The organism is Bacteroidales bacterium (genome assembly GCA_012517825.1).
Lineage (GTDB): Bacteria > Bacteroidota > Bacteroidia > Bacteroidales > JAAYUG01 > JAAYUG01.
The window spans coordinates 1-16,219 of record JAAYUG010000202.1 but is presented as its reverse complement, the minus strand read 5'-3'; the positions used below and the strand labels follow the sequence as shown (position 1 = coordinate 16,219).

Genomic DNA, 16,219 nt, shown 5'->3' with positions numbered 1-16,219 from the left:
GATAGGTATTGAAGGGCTGGTGCCCGAAGAAAAGATCCGGCAGATCGAGGAATGCTTCCGGCGGAAGGGAAACTATCAGCTCAAGCCGGTCAAGGACGAACTGGGCGATCTGGTGAGCTGGGGAGAACTGAGAATGGTGGCCGCTTTTCTTGAGCGAGGAAAGACGAAATAAGTCGTTTGATGGGATGTGATGGTCGGAAAAAGTTCTGCGGATTATCTGAAGGCTCTTCTCAGGGTCCGGTGATGAAAAAAAACCGTTGATGCCTTCTGGCATCAACGGTTACAGGGATGGACACTATCTTATTTTCCTGTCAGCTCAAAGCATTAACATGCTTGGTAAGGGAGCTTTTCAGGTTGGCGGCCTTATTGGGATGGATTACATTTTTCTTGGCCAGTTTATCGAGCATGGATGTTACTTTGGGAAGCATTTGAGCCGCTTCTTCCTTACTTGTGGTACTGCGCAGTTTCTTTACAGCGTTACGTGCTGTGCGACTGTAATATCTGTTCTCCGTCCTTCTTGCCTTTGTCTGGCGGATTCTCTTTTCAGCAGATTTATGGTTTGCCATGTGCTATTAAATTTTTCTGTTCATAAAATGAGGCGACAAAATTAATGAAAATTCTGAATAACAAAATAAAGTGATTCTATTTTTCTATTTCAACGATCACATCGTCTTTGTTGACGGTCTCTTCGGCTTTCACATGGATGCTTTTGATTTTTCCCGAAACGTGCGAAATGATCTCGTTCTGCATTTTCATAGCTTCAAGGATGGCGATGCTGTCGCCTTCCTTGACGTGGGTATGCTCATCGACCAGCACTTCGATGATTTTACCCGGCATAGGGGCCAGTATCTGTTCTGTTTTTGACTCGGTTTTCTGCTGGTCGAGCTTTTTCTTCCTTTTGTAAGAGAAAGGAGTTTCAACCGAAATGGTATAGCTCACGCCGTTGATGAGGATTACATACTTATTATGATGTTTTTCAAGTATTTCAACAGGGTATTTGGCCTTTTTGTAATGAATGTAGGTAAATCCGTTTTCTTCCGAAAGGGTAAGGTCGGTTATTTTCCTGTTAACCCTCAATTCGCCCTTTGCATCAAATTTTATGACGTAATTATTTCCTGTAGATGACTGGGCAATGTACAGGGGTTCGTCTTTACGTGAGCTGAAAACAAAAGCCATAATCAGGTAATTAAGAAGTTAATCGGGTTATCAGATGGATTTGAGGCGTTTGTTCAACACCCAGGGATCAAGGTTTTTCCCGAGGGTATTTTCAATATTTGAGCCTTCCTGTTCCTGCACTTCAGCCGCATAGTCGAGAGCGGCAATGCAGGCCGCCAGCATTTCCTCATCGGGTTCCTGGTAATACAGCTGGGGGAGTTCTTTTTCAATGAAGGATGTGCTGAGGTCGCCTTTCTGAAAGGCTTTGTTGTGCATTACAGCCTTGTGGAACGGGATGGTAGTTTTGATGCCCCGTATGCGGAATTTTTCCAGGGCGCTGATCATATTGGCGATTGCCTTGGTCCGGTTTTCGCCATAGACAATGAGTTTGGCCACCATGGAATCGAAGTAGGGTGTGATGGGGGACCCTTCCTGGATGCCGGTATCGATGCGGATGTTTTTACCCACCGGGAAGGAGATTTTTTCAATAATTCCCAGGTTGGGGGCGAAGCCTGACTGAACATCTTCGGCATTGATGCGGCATTCGATAGCCCATCCTTTCAGTTTAACATCCGACTGGGTCAGTTCAAGTTTTTCGTCCTGTGCAATGCGGATCTGCTGTTCAATCAGGTCAAGGCCGGTAACCATTTCGGTAACCGGGTGTTCCACCTGGATGCGGGTATTCATTTCCATGAAGAAGAAGTTCTGGTTGGCATCGAGGAGGAACTCCACAGTGCCGGCACTGTAGTAACGGACCGATTTGGCGATGGCAACAGCTGCTTCGCCCATTTTTTCACGGAGTTTAGGAGTAAGGGCGATGGAAGGGGATTCTTCGATCAGTTTCTGGTGTTTGCGCTGGATGGAACATTCACGTTCCCCCAGGTGGATGGTATTTCCGTATTTGTCGGCAAGAATCTGGAATTCAATATGGCGGGGATTTCTGACGTATTTTTCGATAAAAACCGACGGGTCGTTAAAGGCTTTCTGGGCTTCGTTGGAAGCGAGGCGAAACATTTTTTCCATCTGGGAAGCTTTTTCCACGATGCGCATGCCTCTTCCACCGCCACCGGCAGCAGCTTTCAGGATGACAGGGTATCCGATTTCCCGGGCAATTTTGACTGCTTCGGCCACGCTGGATACGTTGCCTGTACTTCCTTCGAGAAGGGGTACTTTGTATTTGCGGGCGAGCTGTTTAGCTATGGTTTTGTTGCCCATTTTGTAGATTGCATCGGGTGCAGGGCCTATAAAGATGATCTTTTCGTCGTCACACCGCTGGGCAAAGTAGGGATTTTCGGCCAGGTAACCGTAACCGGGGTGGATGGCATCGATCTTATGTTGTTTTGCGGCCTCAATGATCCGTTCAATATCCAGAAATTCGGAGATTTCTTCCAGGTTCTCCGTAAAATCTATGATTTCGTCGGCATAGGAGAGGTAGAGTGCGTTGGGTTCCTTGGAAGTTTTGATAGCATAGGTTCTGATGTCCATTTTCCTTGCCGTATTCATTATCCGGATGGCAATTTCACCGCGGTTGGCAACGAGGAGGCTTTGTATTTTTCTGGTTTCTTTCTTCATAATCATCCTGAATTGAAGACGAATTACAGTGGAATGTTTCCGTGTTTGCGTTCCGGGGGAGTAACATGTTTTTTCCGGAGTGCTTCGAAGGCTGTAATCAGTTTGTTCCGTGTATCGGCAGGATCAATCACTTCGTCGATAAACCCTTTTTCATCGGCTATGTAAGGATTGGCTATTTCTTCCCGGTAGCGGGCAGCCAGTTCTTTTTTGAGCTTTTTGGGGTCTTTTGCTTCGGCCAGTTCTTTTTTGTAGAGGATGGCCACAGCGCCTTCGGGTCCCATAACGGCTATTTCGGCTGAAGGCCAGGCGTAGTTGAAGTCGCCTCCGAGGTTTTTGCTGTTCATCACGCAGTAAGCTCCTCCGTATGATTTCCGCAGGATGACCGTTACCCTTGGTACGGTAGCATCGGCAAATGCATAAAGAAGTTTGGCTCCGTGCCGTATCAGGCCTCCATGTTCCTGGTTCAGGCCGGGCAGAAAACCGGGAACATCTTCCAGTGCCAGCAGAGGAATGTTAAAGGCGTCGCAGAATCTTACAAAACGTGCGGCTTTATCGGAGGAATCTATGTCAAGCACTCCGGCGAGCACTTTGGGCTGGTTGGCTACAATGCCGATGGTATGTCCCGCCAGGCGGGCAAAGCCTACGACCACATTTTCAGCAAAGTATTCAGCAACTTCAAAAAAGCGCCCCTTATCGACAATCAGTCTGATTATATCTTTCACATCGTAGGCCTTATTCGGGTCGTCAGGGATCAGTGCGCGGAGTTTTTCCTCCCTGCGGAAGCCCAGATCTTCGGTATCGGCAAACGGGGGATCTTCCATGTTGTTGGATGGAAGGTAGGACAGGAGCCTTTTTACACCCAGGATGGTGTTTTCTTCATCATCATAAACAAAATGGGCTACTCCGCTTTTCCGTGCGTGAATCATTGCTCCGCCCAGATCTTCAAATGTAACATCTTCGTTGAGCACCTCTTTCACCACATTCGGACCGGTAACAAACATGTAGCTGGTTTTGTTGGTCATGAACACAAAATCGGTAATAGCCGGTGAATAGACAGCGCCTCCTGCCGCAGGCCCCATAATAACTGATATCTGAGGGATGACGCCTGAGGACTGAACATTGCGGTAGAAGATGCCTGCATAGCCAGCCAGGCTGGCGATTCCTTCCTGAATCCGGGCCCCTCCTGAGTCAATGAGGCCGATGAGGGGGGTGCCGGTTTTAAGGGCTAAATCCTGCACTTTTTGAATTTTCCGGGCGTGCACTGACCCGAGCGACCCTCCCATGATGGTGAAGTCCTGGGCATAGCAGAAAGCCAGCCGGCCGTTGATTTTTCCATGTCCTATCACCACGCCGTCGCCAAATGCCTTAATGGATTTTCCAAAGCCTGCGTCGGCCGATAAAGAAAAGGCGTCAATCTCCTCAAATGTGCCCTGATCAAAGAGAAGGCTGATCCGTTCATGGGCGGTAAGCTTACCCTTGGCATGCTGTGTCTTGGCTGCCTCCCGCGTAAACTGCTGGGCATAGCGTTCATTGCGTGCCAGAAACTCCTGGAAGATTTTTCCGTTTATATCCATGCTGAAACCTTTTTTGCTTTGCTGGTTTTATGCAGTGTGCCGGAAACATAGCCTCTCAGTGCGCCGGTCTCTCCTGCCGGGTTCCGTTGAGCTGCATATGTGATTCTTCGCCATGTTTTGATTGCTGAAGTCAGGTGCTTTGGTCGGATTTAAAAGTTTTTCTTTCCTGGCTATCAATTGATTTTAAGTTCATTACGGCGCCTTGCGTTCCCTCTGATTTATGTTGTGCAGCAGATTTTTGCGGCGTAAATGTACAAAAATTTTCCAATCTGCTTATGATAAATCCACATTGCGAATTGGATTATTCGCAATGTGCCGCAAGGGCCGCTTTCACTTCGTTTCAGCGGGATTTGCCCGGATGCCGGCTTTGCAATTCAGCCTGCAACACCTTAGTTTGCTTCACTCCTACTATTTATGTATTATCCCGACTAATACTATAACGTCTTGATTCACATTCTGAAATGTTATGCAATTCTGATCCAATCCTGAACGGATGGCATTATTGTAGAAAACGGTATAAGGAGAATGTATTGGAACCCCGAAGGGGTGGCATTATGAAAATCTATCAAATAGCTTATAATATCGCCCCTTCGGGGTTCTGTGGCTTGATTCTGCAATAATATCGCCCTTTCAGGGCTGTTTTTGTGGCACTATATAAACCAAATTTCAGAACTTTGTCTTTTGATATTCCCGGAATGAATGCTGGCCGGTTGGCCCAACCGGCTGTCAATAGGTCAACAACAAAAAACCCTGCCGTATGAGCAGGGTTTGCTTGTGAACATGTAGCCCGTAGGGGAATCGAACCCCTGTTACCAGGATGAAAACCTGACGTCCTAACCCCTAGACGAACGGGCCATTATGTATAAAGAACTTTGGGCGTGCAAAGGTACATTTTTTTCTTTTTCTGCAAGCACCTTGCCGAAAATTTTTGGTTTCAGAGGTTTAACTTGTTGATAATCTTATTAATAAGTTTGTCCGCCTCCATTCCTCCCCAGTTGCCTGACGACATGAGCAGAAGTGTAAACCCATTATCTGCATGGGAAAGCAGGTAGTCTTCCAGGCGGCTGGCTTGGGTAAATACTTTCAGTTGCGGGCATTGAAACGCATCGTACACATCATCGGCTGAGAGTTCGGGCATCTTCTTGTGTTCAAGGGCTGAAGGGCTGTAAAAGACCACAGGAAAGTCGGCTTCATCCAGCGTTCCCCTGTAGAGGGGAAGAAAGGCCTTATTCAGACTGCTATAGGTATGCAACTCCAGGCAGGCAATTACTTTCCGGCCCGGGTCGTATTCTTTTACCGCGGCAACAGATGCTTTTACCTTGGAAGGAGCGTGGGCGAAATCCATAAAAACCGTAAACTTTGTATTGTCATACACTTTCTGCAGTCTTTTTGCCGCGCCCCTGAAGGTTTGCATGGATGCGAGGAAATTGCCGGGGCTGATGCCGGCTTCCTGAGCTACCAGCATGGCTCCGGACATATTTTGCATCATGTGCCGGCCAAAGAGTTCCGTTTCAAATGACCGGGCGGCATGCTGGATGATGGTTTTTCCCTGAACCATACGATAAGGGAGGGTATTGTACGGGATCTTTTTCAGGTCAGGTCGCAACGAAGAGGAAACCTGCCGCAGGTTTTCGTCATCATCGCAAAAAACGAGGGTTCCGGCAGGTTCTATATTTTGTATAAGCGTGGCAAAGGCATTCACATACTCTTCGAACCGGGGAAATACGTTCATATGGTCCCAGGCAATTCCGCTGATCAGGGCAATATGGGGATGATAGTGAAGGAATTTCGGCCGGTTATCAAGAGGGGAACTCAGGTATTCATCTCCTTCCATCACTGCCAGCTCAGCTTCCGGCTCAATCCATACCTGGTGCTCAAATCCGGGAACATGGGAACCGATCAGGTAACTGAAAACGATTCCTTCCGTCAGCAATGCATGCATCACCATGGCAGTTATGGTAGTTTTACCATGGCTTCCGGCAATGACAATACGTTTTGCCTTTTGGGTCTGGCGGTAGAAATATTCCGGGAATGAAAAAACCGGGACACCGATGCGGATTGCTTCCTGAAGTTCGGGGTTGTCTTTCCGTGCGTGCATGCCGAGAATAACGGCATCGAGGCCGCGGTGAATCTTTTCAGGGAACCAGCCCTGTTCTTGCGGCAGAAGCCCATGCCGCAGGAGGTCGCTTCGCGATGGTTCGAATATTTCGTCGTCAGACCCAGTGACAGTATATCCCCGCAGATGCAGGTTAATGGCCAGGCTGTGCATAATACTTCCTCCTATGGCAATAAAATGGATGCGGGGCAACTGGTTCATCGGTTCCTGATTTTGGCTTCAAAAGTAGTATCTTTTCCCTTGTTGCATCTGAACATTACGGAAAATAAAACGTTATTCACTGCCGGATGGTGCATGTTATTTTTGCCAAAACAAGAACTCGAAGTAAAACCATCACGCAATCTTTTGACCGAATGGAAAATATGAAAATAACCCTGCTGGAAACAGGGAATTTTATGCTGGACGGAGGAGCCATTTTCGGCGTTGTTCCCAGGTCGTTATGGAGTGTGCAGTACAAAGCCAATGACCAGAATCTGTGCAACATGGCCATGCGTTCCCTGCTGGTAGAAGCAGGAACTCGGAAGATTCTGGTTGATACCGGCATAGGGAACAAGCAGGATGAAAAGTTTTTCAGCCATTATTATCTGAACGGGGAGGCAACCCTGCAGGGTTCGCTGAAGGAACAGGGCCTGATGCCGGAAGATATTACGGATGTTGTTCTGACGCATCTGCATTTTGATCATTGCGGGGGTGCGGTTGTTTATGATGCGCAGGGGAATCTGGTGCCGGCTTTTCCCAATGCCCGGTATTATGTGAGCCGACAGCAATGGGAGTGGGCTGTTCACCCCAATGTGCGGGAACGGCCTTCCTACCGGCCGGAAAACTTCCTGCCGCTGCATGAAGCTGGTCGTCTTGAGTTCATTGAGAAGGAAGGGGAATTTGTCCCCGGATTTTCGCTAAGGATGTTTCACGGCCATACTGCCGGTTTGCTGGTGCCTTTTTTGTCGGACGGGAAGGAAACAATGGTCTTTGTATCGGACTTACTGCCCTTTATGGCCCATATTCCTCTCAGCTGGGTCTGCGGGTACGATACCAGGCCTTTGCTGACGCTTCAGGAGAAGGAAGCTTTTTTGTTTGAAGCTTCGGAGAAAGGCTACCGTTTGCTTTTTCAGCATGATGCGTATGTGCGCGAAGGGAAGGTTGTGAAAACGGAAAAGGGATTCAGGGGGGCGCCGGTCAGCTAATCTGTTCAGAAGCGAAACAGGGTTCGGATAAGGGGTATGTAAGCATAAAAGAAAATTCCTGCCGACAGGACGATATCGGTCGTTATGACCGTTTTCTCATGAAGCCTGAGCCGGAGGGCAAGAATCAGAAAGACAATACGAAAAATCCACTGCACGAAGAAGAAGAGAAAAAGACGGGGGCCAAAGGGATTCCACTGTTCTGCCCGTAAAAAGTCGAGCCGGATCATGGACGAAAAACTCCGCGAAAGCCCGCATGTGGGGCAGGGTTGTCCGGTCAACTGTTCGTGAATGCAAGGAATGGGATGGGTATCGGGAGCCGGGGGGAAAATGGCGGAATACGCGAGCACTCCTGTGAGGACAATGAGCAGGATAATGTTGATTTTACTATATGAAGAAAGGGCAGAAGGGGGCACGGTTATTTTTCTGAAGCTTTTTTAAGCGCTTCTTCATAGCGTTTCTGCAGTTCATCGAATTTTTTCACCTGTTCTTCTGACATTTCCGGTGCGGCGAGGGCCAGACGTGCGCTTACCGTAGCCGCTTTGGCGGTAATGCGCGCAAAAGCCGACACGGCCGAAATATCATTCCGTTTTGATTTTTCTGCCAGTTTGATGTATTCGTTGATCAGGCTTTCATAATCCTTGAGTAAGGCATCAAACTCTTCGGCAGACAAAGCGGAACCGGGCATGGTGGTATCTGCTTCCAGTTCCTGCAGTTCGCGTTCAAGATCCTTGTCCAGATCCCTGGAAATTTTATCAATATTTTCGAACGTTTCCTTACGTATGTCGTGGCGAAAGGCTCTGTCGAATTCCCTGCGGAAGTCCCCTTCGCGGCTGAAGATGCGGGCAAAGACAAGAATCCAGAGGAGGATAACCAGTACGGCCAGGGAGGAAAGAATCAGGCCTGCGAGATTCAGGCCGGTTGCGCCATTGAGTTTACGGGCCTGCGAAAATCCGATGGCACTCAGGATCAGGCCAACGACAGCAACCAGGGCTGCAAAAACGTTGATGCAGGGGATAAACGCCAGGGGAAGGGAAATAATGCCCAGCACCAGACCGGCAATACCGAGGCCCTGCCCTGCACTGGTTTTTTGAATCGTATTGTTTTCCATGATGAAGTTGTTTATAAATTGACGAAGCGACTGACGAATTGTTGCATAGGCATTTTCGGGATTAAAAGTAATGAATATTTCCTAAACCCACATTAAGTATATAAAATGCCCCCTGTGCCCCAATGATTGTTTTCACTTTGTTTCAGGGGGGTTAACCCTGATTTATAAATTTTTCTTCGGGGATGTCGAAAAACGAAGTTTTGAAACATTCCCCCGGCAGCTACTCAAAATGGCTCAGAAGGATTTCGAGAATTTTGACAGCGGCTTCTGAAACGGGCGTACCCGGGCCAAAGATGGCCGCCACGCCTTTATCGAAAAGGTACTGGTAATCCTGAGCCGGGATGACGCCGCCGGCAACGACAAGAATATCCTCGCGGCCGGCTTTCCTGAGTTCTTCAATCAGTTGCGGTATCAGGGTTTTGTGGGCACCGGCCAGGCTGGAGACGCCCACCACATGGACGTCGTTTTCAACGGCCTGACGGGCAGTTTCGGCCGGCGTCTGGAAGAGCGGGCCAATATCCACATCGAATCCTATATCGGCATAGCCGGAAGCGACGACCCTCGCCCCGCGGTCGTGCCCGTCCTGCCCCATTTTGGCAATCAGGATGCGGGGCTGGCGCCCTTCTTTTTCGGCAAAAAGGGCTGTCAGTTCACGTGCTTTGATGAATTTTGGATCTTCTCTGGCTTCCGAAGAATAGATCCCTGAAACTGATTTGGTCATGGCTTTGTATCTACCGGTAACTTTTTCAATTGCCATGGAGATTTCTCCCAATGTGGCCATTTTTTGTGCGGCTATAACAGAGAGTTCCAGCAGGTTTCCTTCGCCGGTTTCCATGCAGCGGGTAATCTGGTTCAGCGCCTGTTCAACCTCAGCCTGGTTTCGTTCGGCTTTAAGTTTTTTCAGGCGGCGGAGCTGAGCTTCCAGTACGGCCGAGTTGTCCACTTCGAGTATGGACATGGGTTCCCGGGAAGGAGCCTGGTATTTGTTAAGGCCGACAATGATGTCCTGGCCTGAGTCGATGCGGGCCTGCCGGCGGGCGGCGGCTTCCTCGATGCGCATTTTGGGTATGCCGGCTTCAATGGCTTTTGCCATTCCGCCCAGTTCTTCGATTTCGGTAATCAGATTCCAGGCCCGGTGCACCAGTTCATGGGTCAGTGATTCCACGTACCACGAACCGCCCCAGGGGTCGACTACCCGGGTGATGCCGGTTTCTTCCTGGAGGTAAATCTGGGTATTGCGGGCAATGCGGGCCGAAAAATCGGTTGGCAGGGCAATGGCTTCGTCAAGGGCGTTGGTGTGGAGGCTCTGGGTATGGCCAAGAGCGGCCGCCATGGCTTCAATACAGGTACGGGCAACGTTGTTGTAGGGATCCTGCTCGGTAAGGCTCCAGCCTGAGGTCTGGCAGTGGGTACGCAAAGCCATTGATCTGGGATTCTTCGGGTTGAACCCGCGTACAATTTTGGCCCACAGGAGCCGGGCCGCACGAAGCTTGGCAATTTCCATAAAATGGTTCATCCCGATGGCAAAAAAGAAGGAAAGCCTCGGGGCAAAATCATCAATGTCAATTCCTGCCTGAAGGCCGGTACGAATGTATTCCAGTCCGTCAGCAAGTGTATAGGCCAGTTCCAGGTCGGCAGTAGCCCCGGCTTCCTGCATATGATACCCCGAGATGCTGATGGAATTGAATTTGGGCATGTGTTTCGACGTGTACCGGAAAATATCGGCAATAATCCGCATGGAGGCATCGGGTGGATAGATGTAGGTATTGCGCACCATAAATTCCTTGAGAATATCGTTCTGGATGGTGCCGCTGAGCTGTTCGGGTTTTACTCCCTGTTCGAGTGCGGTGACAATGTAGAATGCCATGACGGGAAGCACGGCTCCGTTCATGGTCATGGAAACCGAAATTTTATCGAGGGGAATGCCGTCGAAGAGAATTTTCATGTCAAGTACCGAATCAATGGCCACGCCGGCTTTTCCGACATCGCCGACAACCCGTTCGTGGTCGGAATCATATCCCCGGTGGGTAGCCAGGTCGAATGCTACGGAAAGGCCTTTCTGGCCGGCTGCCAGGTTGCGCCGGTAAAAGGCGTTCGATTCCTCGGCGGTTGAAAAACCGGCATACTGTCGTATGGTCCATGGTTTCAGAATGTACATTGTTCCGTAAGGGCCCCGGAGAAAGGGAGGAAGTCCTGCGGCGTATCCGAGGTGTTCGAGTTGTGCCATGTCGTTTTCGGTATAGAGGCTTTTCACCGCAATGTTTTCCGGTGTTTTCCAGAGGGCCTGTGCGGAAGGCGCGTTGCGTGATCCGGTGTCGATGCCTTTCAGGGAAAGATGGCTGAAATCAGGTCGCATACGTTCAGATTTAAATGATTCCCAGTTCGGATTGAAACTGGATAAGGGTTTCAAGTAGATTGGAACGGACGTGTATAAAACGGGTGATTCCTTTGGCCCGCAGGTCATCCATACAGGGAGGAGCGCCGGCAACAACCAGCAGGGGGCGGTTAGCCGGGTCTGGTGTTAGAGAGGCAAGGTATTCCTGAGCCCCGGGAGCAAGCCGGGCGTATTCCTCATCACTGCTGCAAAGCACGATAATGCTGGCTGAAGCTTTCAGGGCGGCATCGATGCCATCCCTTACATTGTCGAAGGCGGCGTTGTTCACAATACGGAAGCCGGCGGCGGCGAAGAAGTTGGCTGAAAAGTTCGCCCGGGCAAGGCGCATGGCCAGGTCGCCGGTTGATAGCAGAAATACCACGGGCAGGGAACCGGATTTCTCGGTTGCCAGCCGCATCTTCTCAAATTCTTCTGCGGCGCGGTAGGAAGGAAGAGGCCTTACGGCGGAGTGATTGGACCTGGGCCGCGGAAAAGCAATTTCTTCAGAAATGGTGTTGAGCACCTGTTCCCCTGCGTCGGGGTACTGGTTTGTGCCAACCAGCACTTCCTTACGGGCTGAAAGGGCTGATGTGTACTGGCCGGCCGCTTCGGCTATCTGATCCTGGATAAAACCGCTCTTCAGGCAGGCCAGATACCCTCCGCGCGCTTCCGTTGCCTTGAACAGCTCAAGGGCAGATTCGGCCAGAAGGCTGGTAAGGTTTTCAATAAACCAGGAGCCGGCGGCGGGATCGGCAACTTTTCCGAACGATGCTTCTTCTTTCAGAATGAGCTGTACATTCCGGGCCATCCGTTCGGAGAAATCATCGGGCGTGCGGTAGCATGCATCAAACGGAAGGATGGTGAGAGAATCACAGCCGCCGATAACGGCGGCCATGGCTTCGGTGGTGTTCCGGAGCATGTTGACGTAAGGGTCGTAAATCGTTTTGTTCCAGAGGAGCGAACGGGAATGAAGGTACATTCGTTCGCCCGAACCTGACGGTTTATCCCATTCGCGGCTGATGAGCGCCCAGAGCATGCGGGCCGCCCTCAGCTTGGCTATCTCCAGAAAATAAACAGGGCCGGTGGAAAACGTGAAATGAAGGTTTCGCAGTACTTCTCCGGCACTTACGCCTTTGGAGGTGAGGACGGACAGGTATTCGCAGGCCATCGAAAGGCTGAAAGCCAGTTCCTGCACTATGAGCGAACCTGCATTGCGGAAAATACTGCCGTCAATTTCGATTGTCTTCACTCCCGGAAAATGTTTCTCTGCCTTCTGGACAGCCATGATGAGCCTTGACCAGTCGCCGGCCTCCGATTCGAAAAATTTTCCTGTAAGTGTAAGGTTGCCCAGGACGTTGAAATCGAACGTGCCATGAATTTCGCGATGGTCAATGTGGTTATCCAGGGCAAATTCCTTGAGAAGGGTAAGGGCGTCCCGGGTGCGGTCCTGAACCGCAAAATGAAGCTCGATGGTGGTAAGAGGAAGGTTTCTGAGCAGGAGGCTGAACGATTCGCGGTTCAGGAAGCGGGTTATGGCATCCTTCGAAAAACAGAAACAAAGGGAATCAACACCGCCTGAAAGCAGGGCTGTGGCCCGGGCATTTGCTTCCGACGGATTGTCAACCCAGATGTTCTGGCGGATTTTCCATCCTTTGTATTCAGGGGAATTACCCCGTACAAAAGGAAATTCTCCGGGAAGCGACCTGTAAAAGGTCAGGCCGTCCAGATCTTCAGAACGATAGTATGGCTTTACGTTAAATCCTTCCCTGGTTTTCCAGATCAGTTTTTTTTCGTAATCAGCGCCCTTGAGTTCGCTCCGGATAATTTCTTCCCATTCGGCCGTGGAGATTGGCGGGAATTCCTGAAACAGTTTTTCCTGAGGCATAATGTTCAGCTGAAAGTGCGCGGCAAAAATAGGGTAAAATCGCCACTAAACAATGTCGCCCAACATATTACCGGCTGTTGCTTTGGTAATTACAGCGCCGGTGAAGCAGTTTTCCGACGAAAAAAGGAATTGTTCAGACCATTTTTTTCGGGTCGACCCACTGGGTAAACTGCTCATCGGTTACAAGGCCCAGTTCAATGGCGGCCTGCCGGAGAGTTTTTCCTTCCTTATGTGCCTTTTTGGCAATTTTGGCGGCGTTTTCGTAACCAATATGGGGGTTCAGGGCTGTGACGAGCATAAGGGAATTTTCGAGATGTTTTTGTATAACCGGGTAGTTAGGTTCGATTCCGGCCGCGCAGTTTCTGGTAAATGAAACGCAGGCGTCGCCCAGCAGACGGGCTGAATGGAGGAGGTTGGTAATCATGAGCGGTTTAAAGACGTTCAGTTCAAAATGGCCCAGCATGCCGCCGACGGCAATGGCCGAGTCGTTGCCTATGACCTGGGCGCATACCATGGTGAGGGCTTCGATCTGGGTAGGGTTAACCTTGCCCGGCATGATGGAGGAACCCGGTTCATTTTCGGGGATCAGGATTTCGCCGATGCCGCTGCGTGGGCCTGAAGCGAGTACGCGCAGGTCGTTGCCGATTTTCATCAGGCTGACGGCCAGTTGTTTCAGTGCTCCGGAAGTTTCCACCAGGGCATCATGGGCGGCCAGCGATTCGAATTTGTTTTCGGCCGTAACAAAAGGCAGGCCGGTAAGCTCAGCTATTTTGGCGGCTACTTTTTCGGCGTATCCTTTCGGGGCGTTGATGCCGGTTCCGACGGCCGTTCCGCCCAGGGCCAGCTCGGAAAGATGGGGAAGGGTATTGCGCAGAGCCCTGAGGCCGTGGTCAATCTGGGAAACGTAGCCCGAGAACTCCTGACCCAGAGTAAGGGGGGTAGCATCCATAAAATGGGTACGGCCTATTTTCACAATGTCCATAAAGGCCTGTGACTTGGCGTGCAGGGTGTTGCGCAACAGTTCAATTCCCGGAATGGTTTTTTCGGTGAGCATCTTATATGCGGCAATGTGCATGGCCGTGGGGAAGGTGTCGTTTGATGACTGGGATTTGTTCACGTCGTCGTTGGGATGCAGAAAGGTTTTTCCCTCTCCCAGTTTGTTTCCCATGAGTACGTGGGCCCGGTTGGCAATTACTTCATTGAGGTTCATGTTGGTCTGGGTTCCCGAACCGGTTTGCCACACAACAAGAGGAAACTGGTCATCCAGCTTTCCTTCAAGGATTTCGTCGCATACCCGGCAGATGAGGTCGGCTTTTTCGCGCGGCAACACGCCGAGGTCAAGGTTGGTGAGAGCGGCTGCCTTCTTGAGATAGGCAAATGCCATGATGATTTCGCGGGGCATTTTCTGGTCCCCGATTTTAAAGTTGTTGACTGAACGCTGGGTTTGGGCACCCCAGTATTTGTCGGCAGGCACCTTTACTTCGCCCATGGTGTCGTGTTCAATGCGGTATTCCATATGGCAACAGGATTTATTGAGGTTGATAAAATATCTGGGTATAATACCAGTATCAGTCGGTTCCTTTGGCGACTCCGATACCGGTGCTGGTAAACTGGCCTTCGATGTTGGCTTTGTGCCCCGGGGATGTGAGCCACAACGACTGCACGGTATAGACAGCATCGTCACTGCTCATGGCAACATTTTCACCGATGCTGCCGCTTCCCAGGTTTTTGCTGATCCAGTCGGCGCGCGAAGAAAATCCGTCATGCCCGAAAGGTACTTTTTGCAAAGCCATATTTCCCGAATGGTTTCGTGCCAGCCTGCTCAGGGAAGGGTGAAGCGAAAGCGGGGCAAGCCCCATCTGGCTGCGGTGCAGATTCACCTGTTCCAGCACCTGTTCTTCCAGGGCAGACGAAAAAACCGGATCGTCCTTTTCCTTTCCGCACCCGGTAGCAAGAACCATAAAAAGAAGAATACAATGCAGTTTAGGCATAGGGAAAATAAATGGTTAAATTTAATAAACATCCCTGTTCCGGGATATGTTATAGGAAATAAAAGACAGAATTGTTCGAGGGAAGATGGTAATTTCCGATGTGCCTGAAACGAATGAGCATTGTGAATGAACCTGATCCACCCTGTACTATTCATCCAAAAAAGCCTCCCGGGGTGCCATCATGAAGTAATCAATATCAAAAGTGGTGCAGACTGAAGAGGGGTAAATTTCAGCCAGAAAATTTGAAAAATACCAATTAGATGATTAATTTTGATTTGGTTTTCTGGTTTCAAATGCCATTATTTGACTGTAACCTGAAGAGAAACAAATAAATAAAGCAGTGGTTGGGGAAATAGGGAGTAGCCCAATCAACACATGATCATCATAATAAAAAAACTTATATTTATATAACCCGTGCTTGAAAAATGGGGAGTACTAAATTTCTTTGGGAATTCCTTTAGCAGTAACTATTAAAAAGACTTTTACCTGGGTGTGGTAAATATATATATCCTTTGTTTTATGAATATTTATATAAAACTTTATATTTTTATTTATTTTATTCTTTTATTACTTTTCGCGAGATTTTTATTACGTAAGGGAGAACTTCACTATAAATTATTGAAAGAATTATTACCTGAAAATATAAAAAATGCTAATTTTTATACATTTTTATTCACCTTTAACTGTTTCAAATTAGAATTTGATAATTTCATTTGGTTCTTCTTTCCTTTTTATTTTACCAGAAAGAAAATTTATTCTTGTTTTTCAGAAAATAGTATCAGTTTGCACCGTAAATTAATAAAAAATAATAAAATAGTATTACTTATTTTTTTGATAATAGTAATATGGATATATGGTGTTGGTTATTTCGTTATTTTATTTTTTGATTGAACCGATAATGACCTTACGAGTTTATAGTTAGATAAATAATCGAACCTTAACTATGAGAGGATATTATGATAAATCATATATATATTAATATAAGTTAATAAAAAAAGCCATTTTTTTGATGCAATTAAAAGCAGGATTTATTAAAAACTTTGAAGGAATGTCAGGCAAACTTAAAAAATCAACAATTAGGCATTTTGATACACAGTTGATGCAATTCATTGATGTGAAGAGGCCAATTGTATTTTTAGAACATAACAATCATTATTTTTTTTGTATATTTACCATAAAAACATCCAGATCGTCCAATAAATAAACAACTGCAGACCTGTTAGCATGCATTGTGCATACAAAGTTAGCATAGGCTCATTT

13 protein-coding genes and 1 tRNA gene are annotated in these 16,219 nt (G+C 48.6%); 2 read left to right on the top strand and 12 right to left on the bottom strand.

Annotation, left to right across the window (positions count from 1 at the left end; translation table 11 throughout):
* Positions 1-172: hypothetical protein (locus GX419_13480; GenBank protein ID NLI25707.1), on the top strand; the 172-nt coding region annotated here is incomplete at its 5' end.
* Positions 173-311: 139 nt separating this feature from the next.
* Here GX419_13480 and GX419_13475 read toward each other — a convergent pair.
* The 6 genes from GX419_13475 to GX419_13450 form a co-directional block, all read right to left on the bottom strand.
* Positions 312-566: a 30S ribosomal protein S20 gene (locus GX419_13475; GenBank protein NLI25706.1), complete on the bottom strand. Its 255-nt coding sequence runs from the start codon at positions 564-566 to the stop codon at positions 312-314.
* Positions 567-642: 76 nt separating this feature from the next.
* Complete coding sequence (locus tag GX419_13470; protein NLI25705.1) at positions 643-1,176, bottom strand: biotin/lipoyl-binding protein; 534 nt, start codon at positions 1,174-1,176, stop codon at positions 643-645.
* Positions 1,177-1,206: 30 nt separating this feature from the next.
* Positions 1,207-2,727, bottom strand: a complete 1,521-nt coding sequence (locus GX419_13465; GenBank protein ID NLI25704.1) for an acetyl-CoA carboxylase biotin carboxylase subunit — start codon at positions 2,725-2,727, stop codon at positions 1,207-1,209.
* 23 nt (positions 2,728-2,750) lie between these two features.
* A complete protein-coding gene (locus tag GX419_13460; GenBank protein NLI25703.1) occupies positions 2,751-4,301 on the bottom strand; it encodes an acyl-CoA carboxylase subunit beta in 1,551 nt (516 codons plus the stop codon).
* Between the two features lie 783 nt (positions 4,302-5,084).
* Positions 5,085-5,156: transfer RNA gene (locus tag GX419_13455), tRNA-Glu, on the bottom strand.
* 79 nt (positions 5,157-5,235) lie between these two features.
* On the bottom strand, positions 5,236-6,618 hold the full coding sequence (locus GX419_13450) for a peptidoglycan synthetase (protein ID NLI25702.1): 1,383 nt from the start codon (positions 6,616-6,618) through the stop codon (positions 5,236-5,238).
* Positions 6,619-6,779: 161 nt separating this feature from the next.
* Between GX419_13450 and GX419_13445 the strand changes: the two genes are divergently transcribed.
* Positions 6,780-7,601, top strand: a complete 822-nt coding sequence (locus tag GX419_13445) for an MBL fold metallo-hydrolase (GenBank protein ID NLI25701.1) — start codon at positions 6,780-6,782, stop codon at positions 7,599-7,601.
* Between the two features lie 5 nt (positions 7,602-7,606).
* On the opposite strand, the gene GX419_13440 is transcribed toward GX419_13445, so the two are convergent.
* The 6 genes from GX419_13440 to GX419_13415 all read right to left on the bottom strand — a co-directional run bounded on the left by GX419_13440 (position 7,607) and on the right by GX419_13415 (position 14,959).
* Positions 7,607-8,014, bottom strand: a complete 408-nt coding sequence (locus GX419_13440) for a DUF2752 domain-containing protein (protein ID NLI25700.1) — start codon at positions 8,012-8,014, stop codon at positions 7,607-7,609.
* Positions 8,015-8,016: 2 nt separating this feature from the next.
* Positions 8,017-8,709, bottom strand: coding sequence for a hypothetical protein (locus GX419_13435; protein NLI25699.1), 693 nt, complete (start codon positions 8,707-8,709; stop codon positions 8,017-8,019).
* Positions 8,710-8,929: 220 nt separating this feature from the next.
* Complete coding sequence (scpA, locus tag GX419_13430) at positions 8,930-11,065, bottom strand: methylmalonyl-CoA mutase (GenBank protein ID NLI25698.1); 2,136 nt, start codon at positions 11,063-11,065, stop codon at positions 8,930-8,932.
* A gap of 10 nt (positions 11,066-11,075) precedes the next feature.
* A complete protein-coding gene (locus GX419_13425) occupies positions 11,076-12,968 on the bottom strand; it encodes a methylmalonyl-CoA mutase small subunit (GenBank protein NLI25697.1) in 1,893 nt (630 codons plus the stop codon).
* 133 nt (positions 12,969-13,101) lie between these two features.
* Positions 13,102-14,484, bottom strand: coding sequence for a class II fumarate hydratase (fumC, locus tag GX419_13420; GenBank protein NLI25696.1), 1,383 nt, complete (start codon positions 14,482-14,484; stop codon positions 13,102-13,104).
* Positions 14,485-14,536: 52 nt separating this feature from the next.
* A complete protein-coding gene (locus tag GX419_13415) occupies positions 14,537-14,959 on the bottom strand; it encodes a CAP domain-containing protein (GenBank protein NLI25695.1) in 423 nt (140 codons plus the stop codon).
* Between the last annotated feature and the right edge of the window lie 1,260 nt (positions 14,960-16,219).

Bases quoted from the DNA above. Each gene is read 5' to 3' on its own strand.
- GX419_13475 (NLI25706.1), bottom strand. From the start codon at position 566: ATGGCAAACCATAAATCTGCTGAAAAGAGAATCCGCCAGACAAAGGCA.
- GX419_13470 (NLI25705.1), bottom strand. From the start codon at position 1,176: ATGGCTTTTGTTTTCAGCTCACGTAAAGACGAACCCCTGTACATTGCC.
- GX419_13465 (NLI25704.1), bottom strand. From the start codon at position 2,727: ATGAAGAAAGAAACCAGAAAAATACAAAGCCTCCTCGTTGCCAACCGC.
- GX419_13460 (NLI25703.1), bottom strand. From the start codon at position 4,301: ATGGATATAAACGGAAAAATCTTCCAGGAGTTTCTGGCACGCAATGAA.
- GX419_13450 (NLI25702.1), bottom strand. From the start codon at position 6,618: ATGAACCAGTTGCCCCGCATCCATTTTATTGCCATAGGAGGAAGTATT.
- GX419_13445 (NLI25701.1), top strand. From the start codon at position 6,780: ATGAAAATAACCCTGCTGGAAACAGGGAATTTTATGCTGGACGGAGGA.
- GX419_13435 (NLI25699.1), bottom strand. From the start codon at position 8,709: ATGGAAAACAATACGATTCAAAAAACCAGTGCAGGGCAGGGCCTCGGT.
- scpA (NLI25698.1), bottom strand. From the start codon at position 11,065: ATGCGACCTGATTTCAGCCATCTTTCCCTGAAAGGCATCGACACCGGA.
- GX419_13425 (NLI25697.1), bottom strand. From the start codon at position 12,968: ATGCCTCAGGAAAAACTGTTTCAGGAATTCCCGCCAATCTCCACGGCC.
- fumC (NLI25696.1), bottom strand. From the start codon at position 14,484: ATGGAATACCGCATTGAACACGACACCATGGGCGAAGTAAAGGTGCCT.
- GX419_13415 (NLI25695.1), bottom strand. From the start codon at position 14,959: ATGCCTAAACTGCATTGTATTCTTCTTTTTATGGTTCTTGCTACCGGG.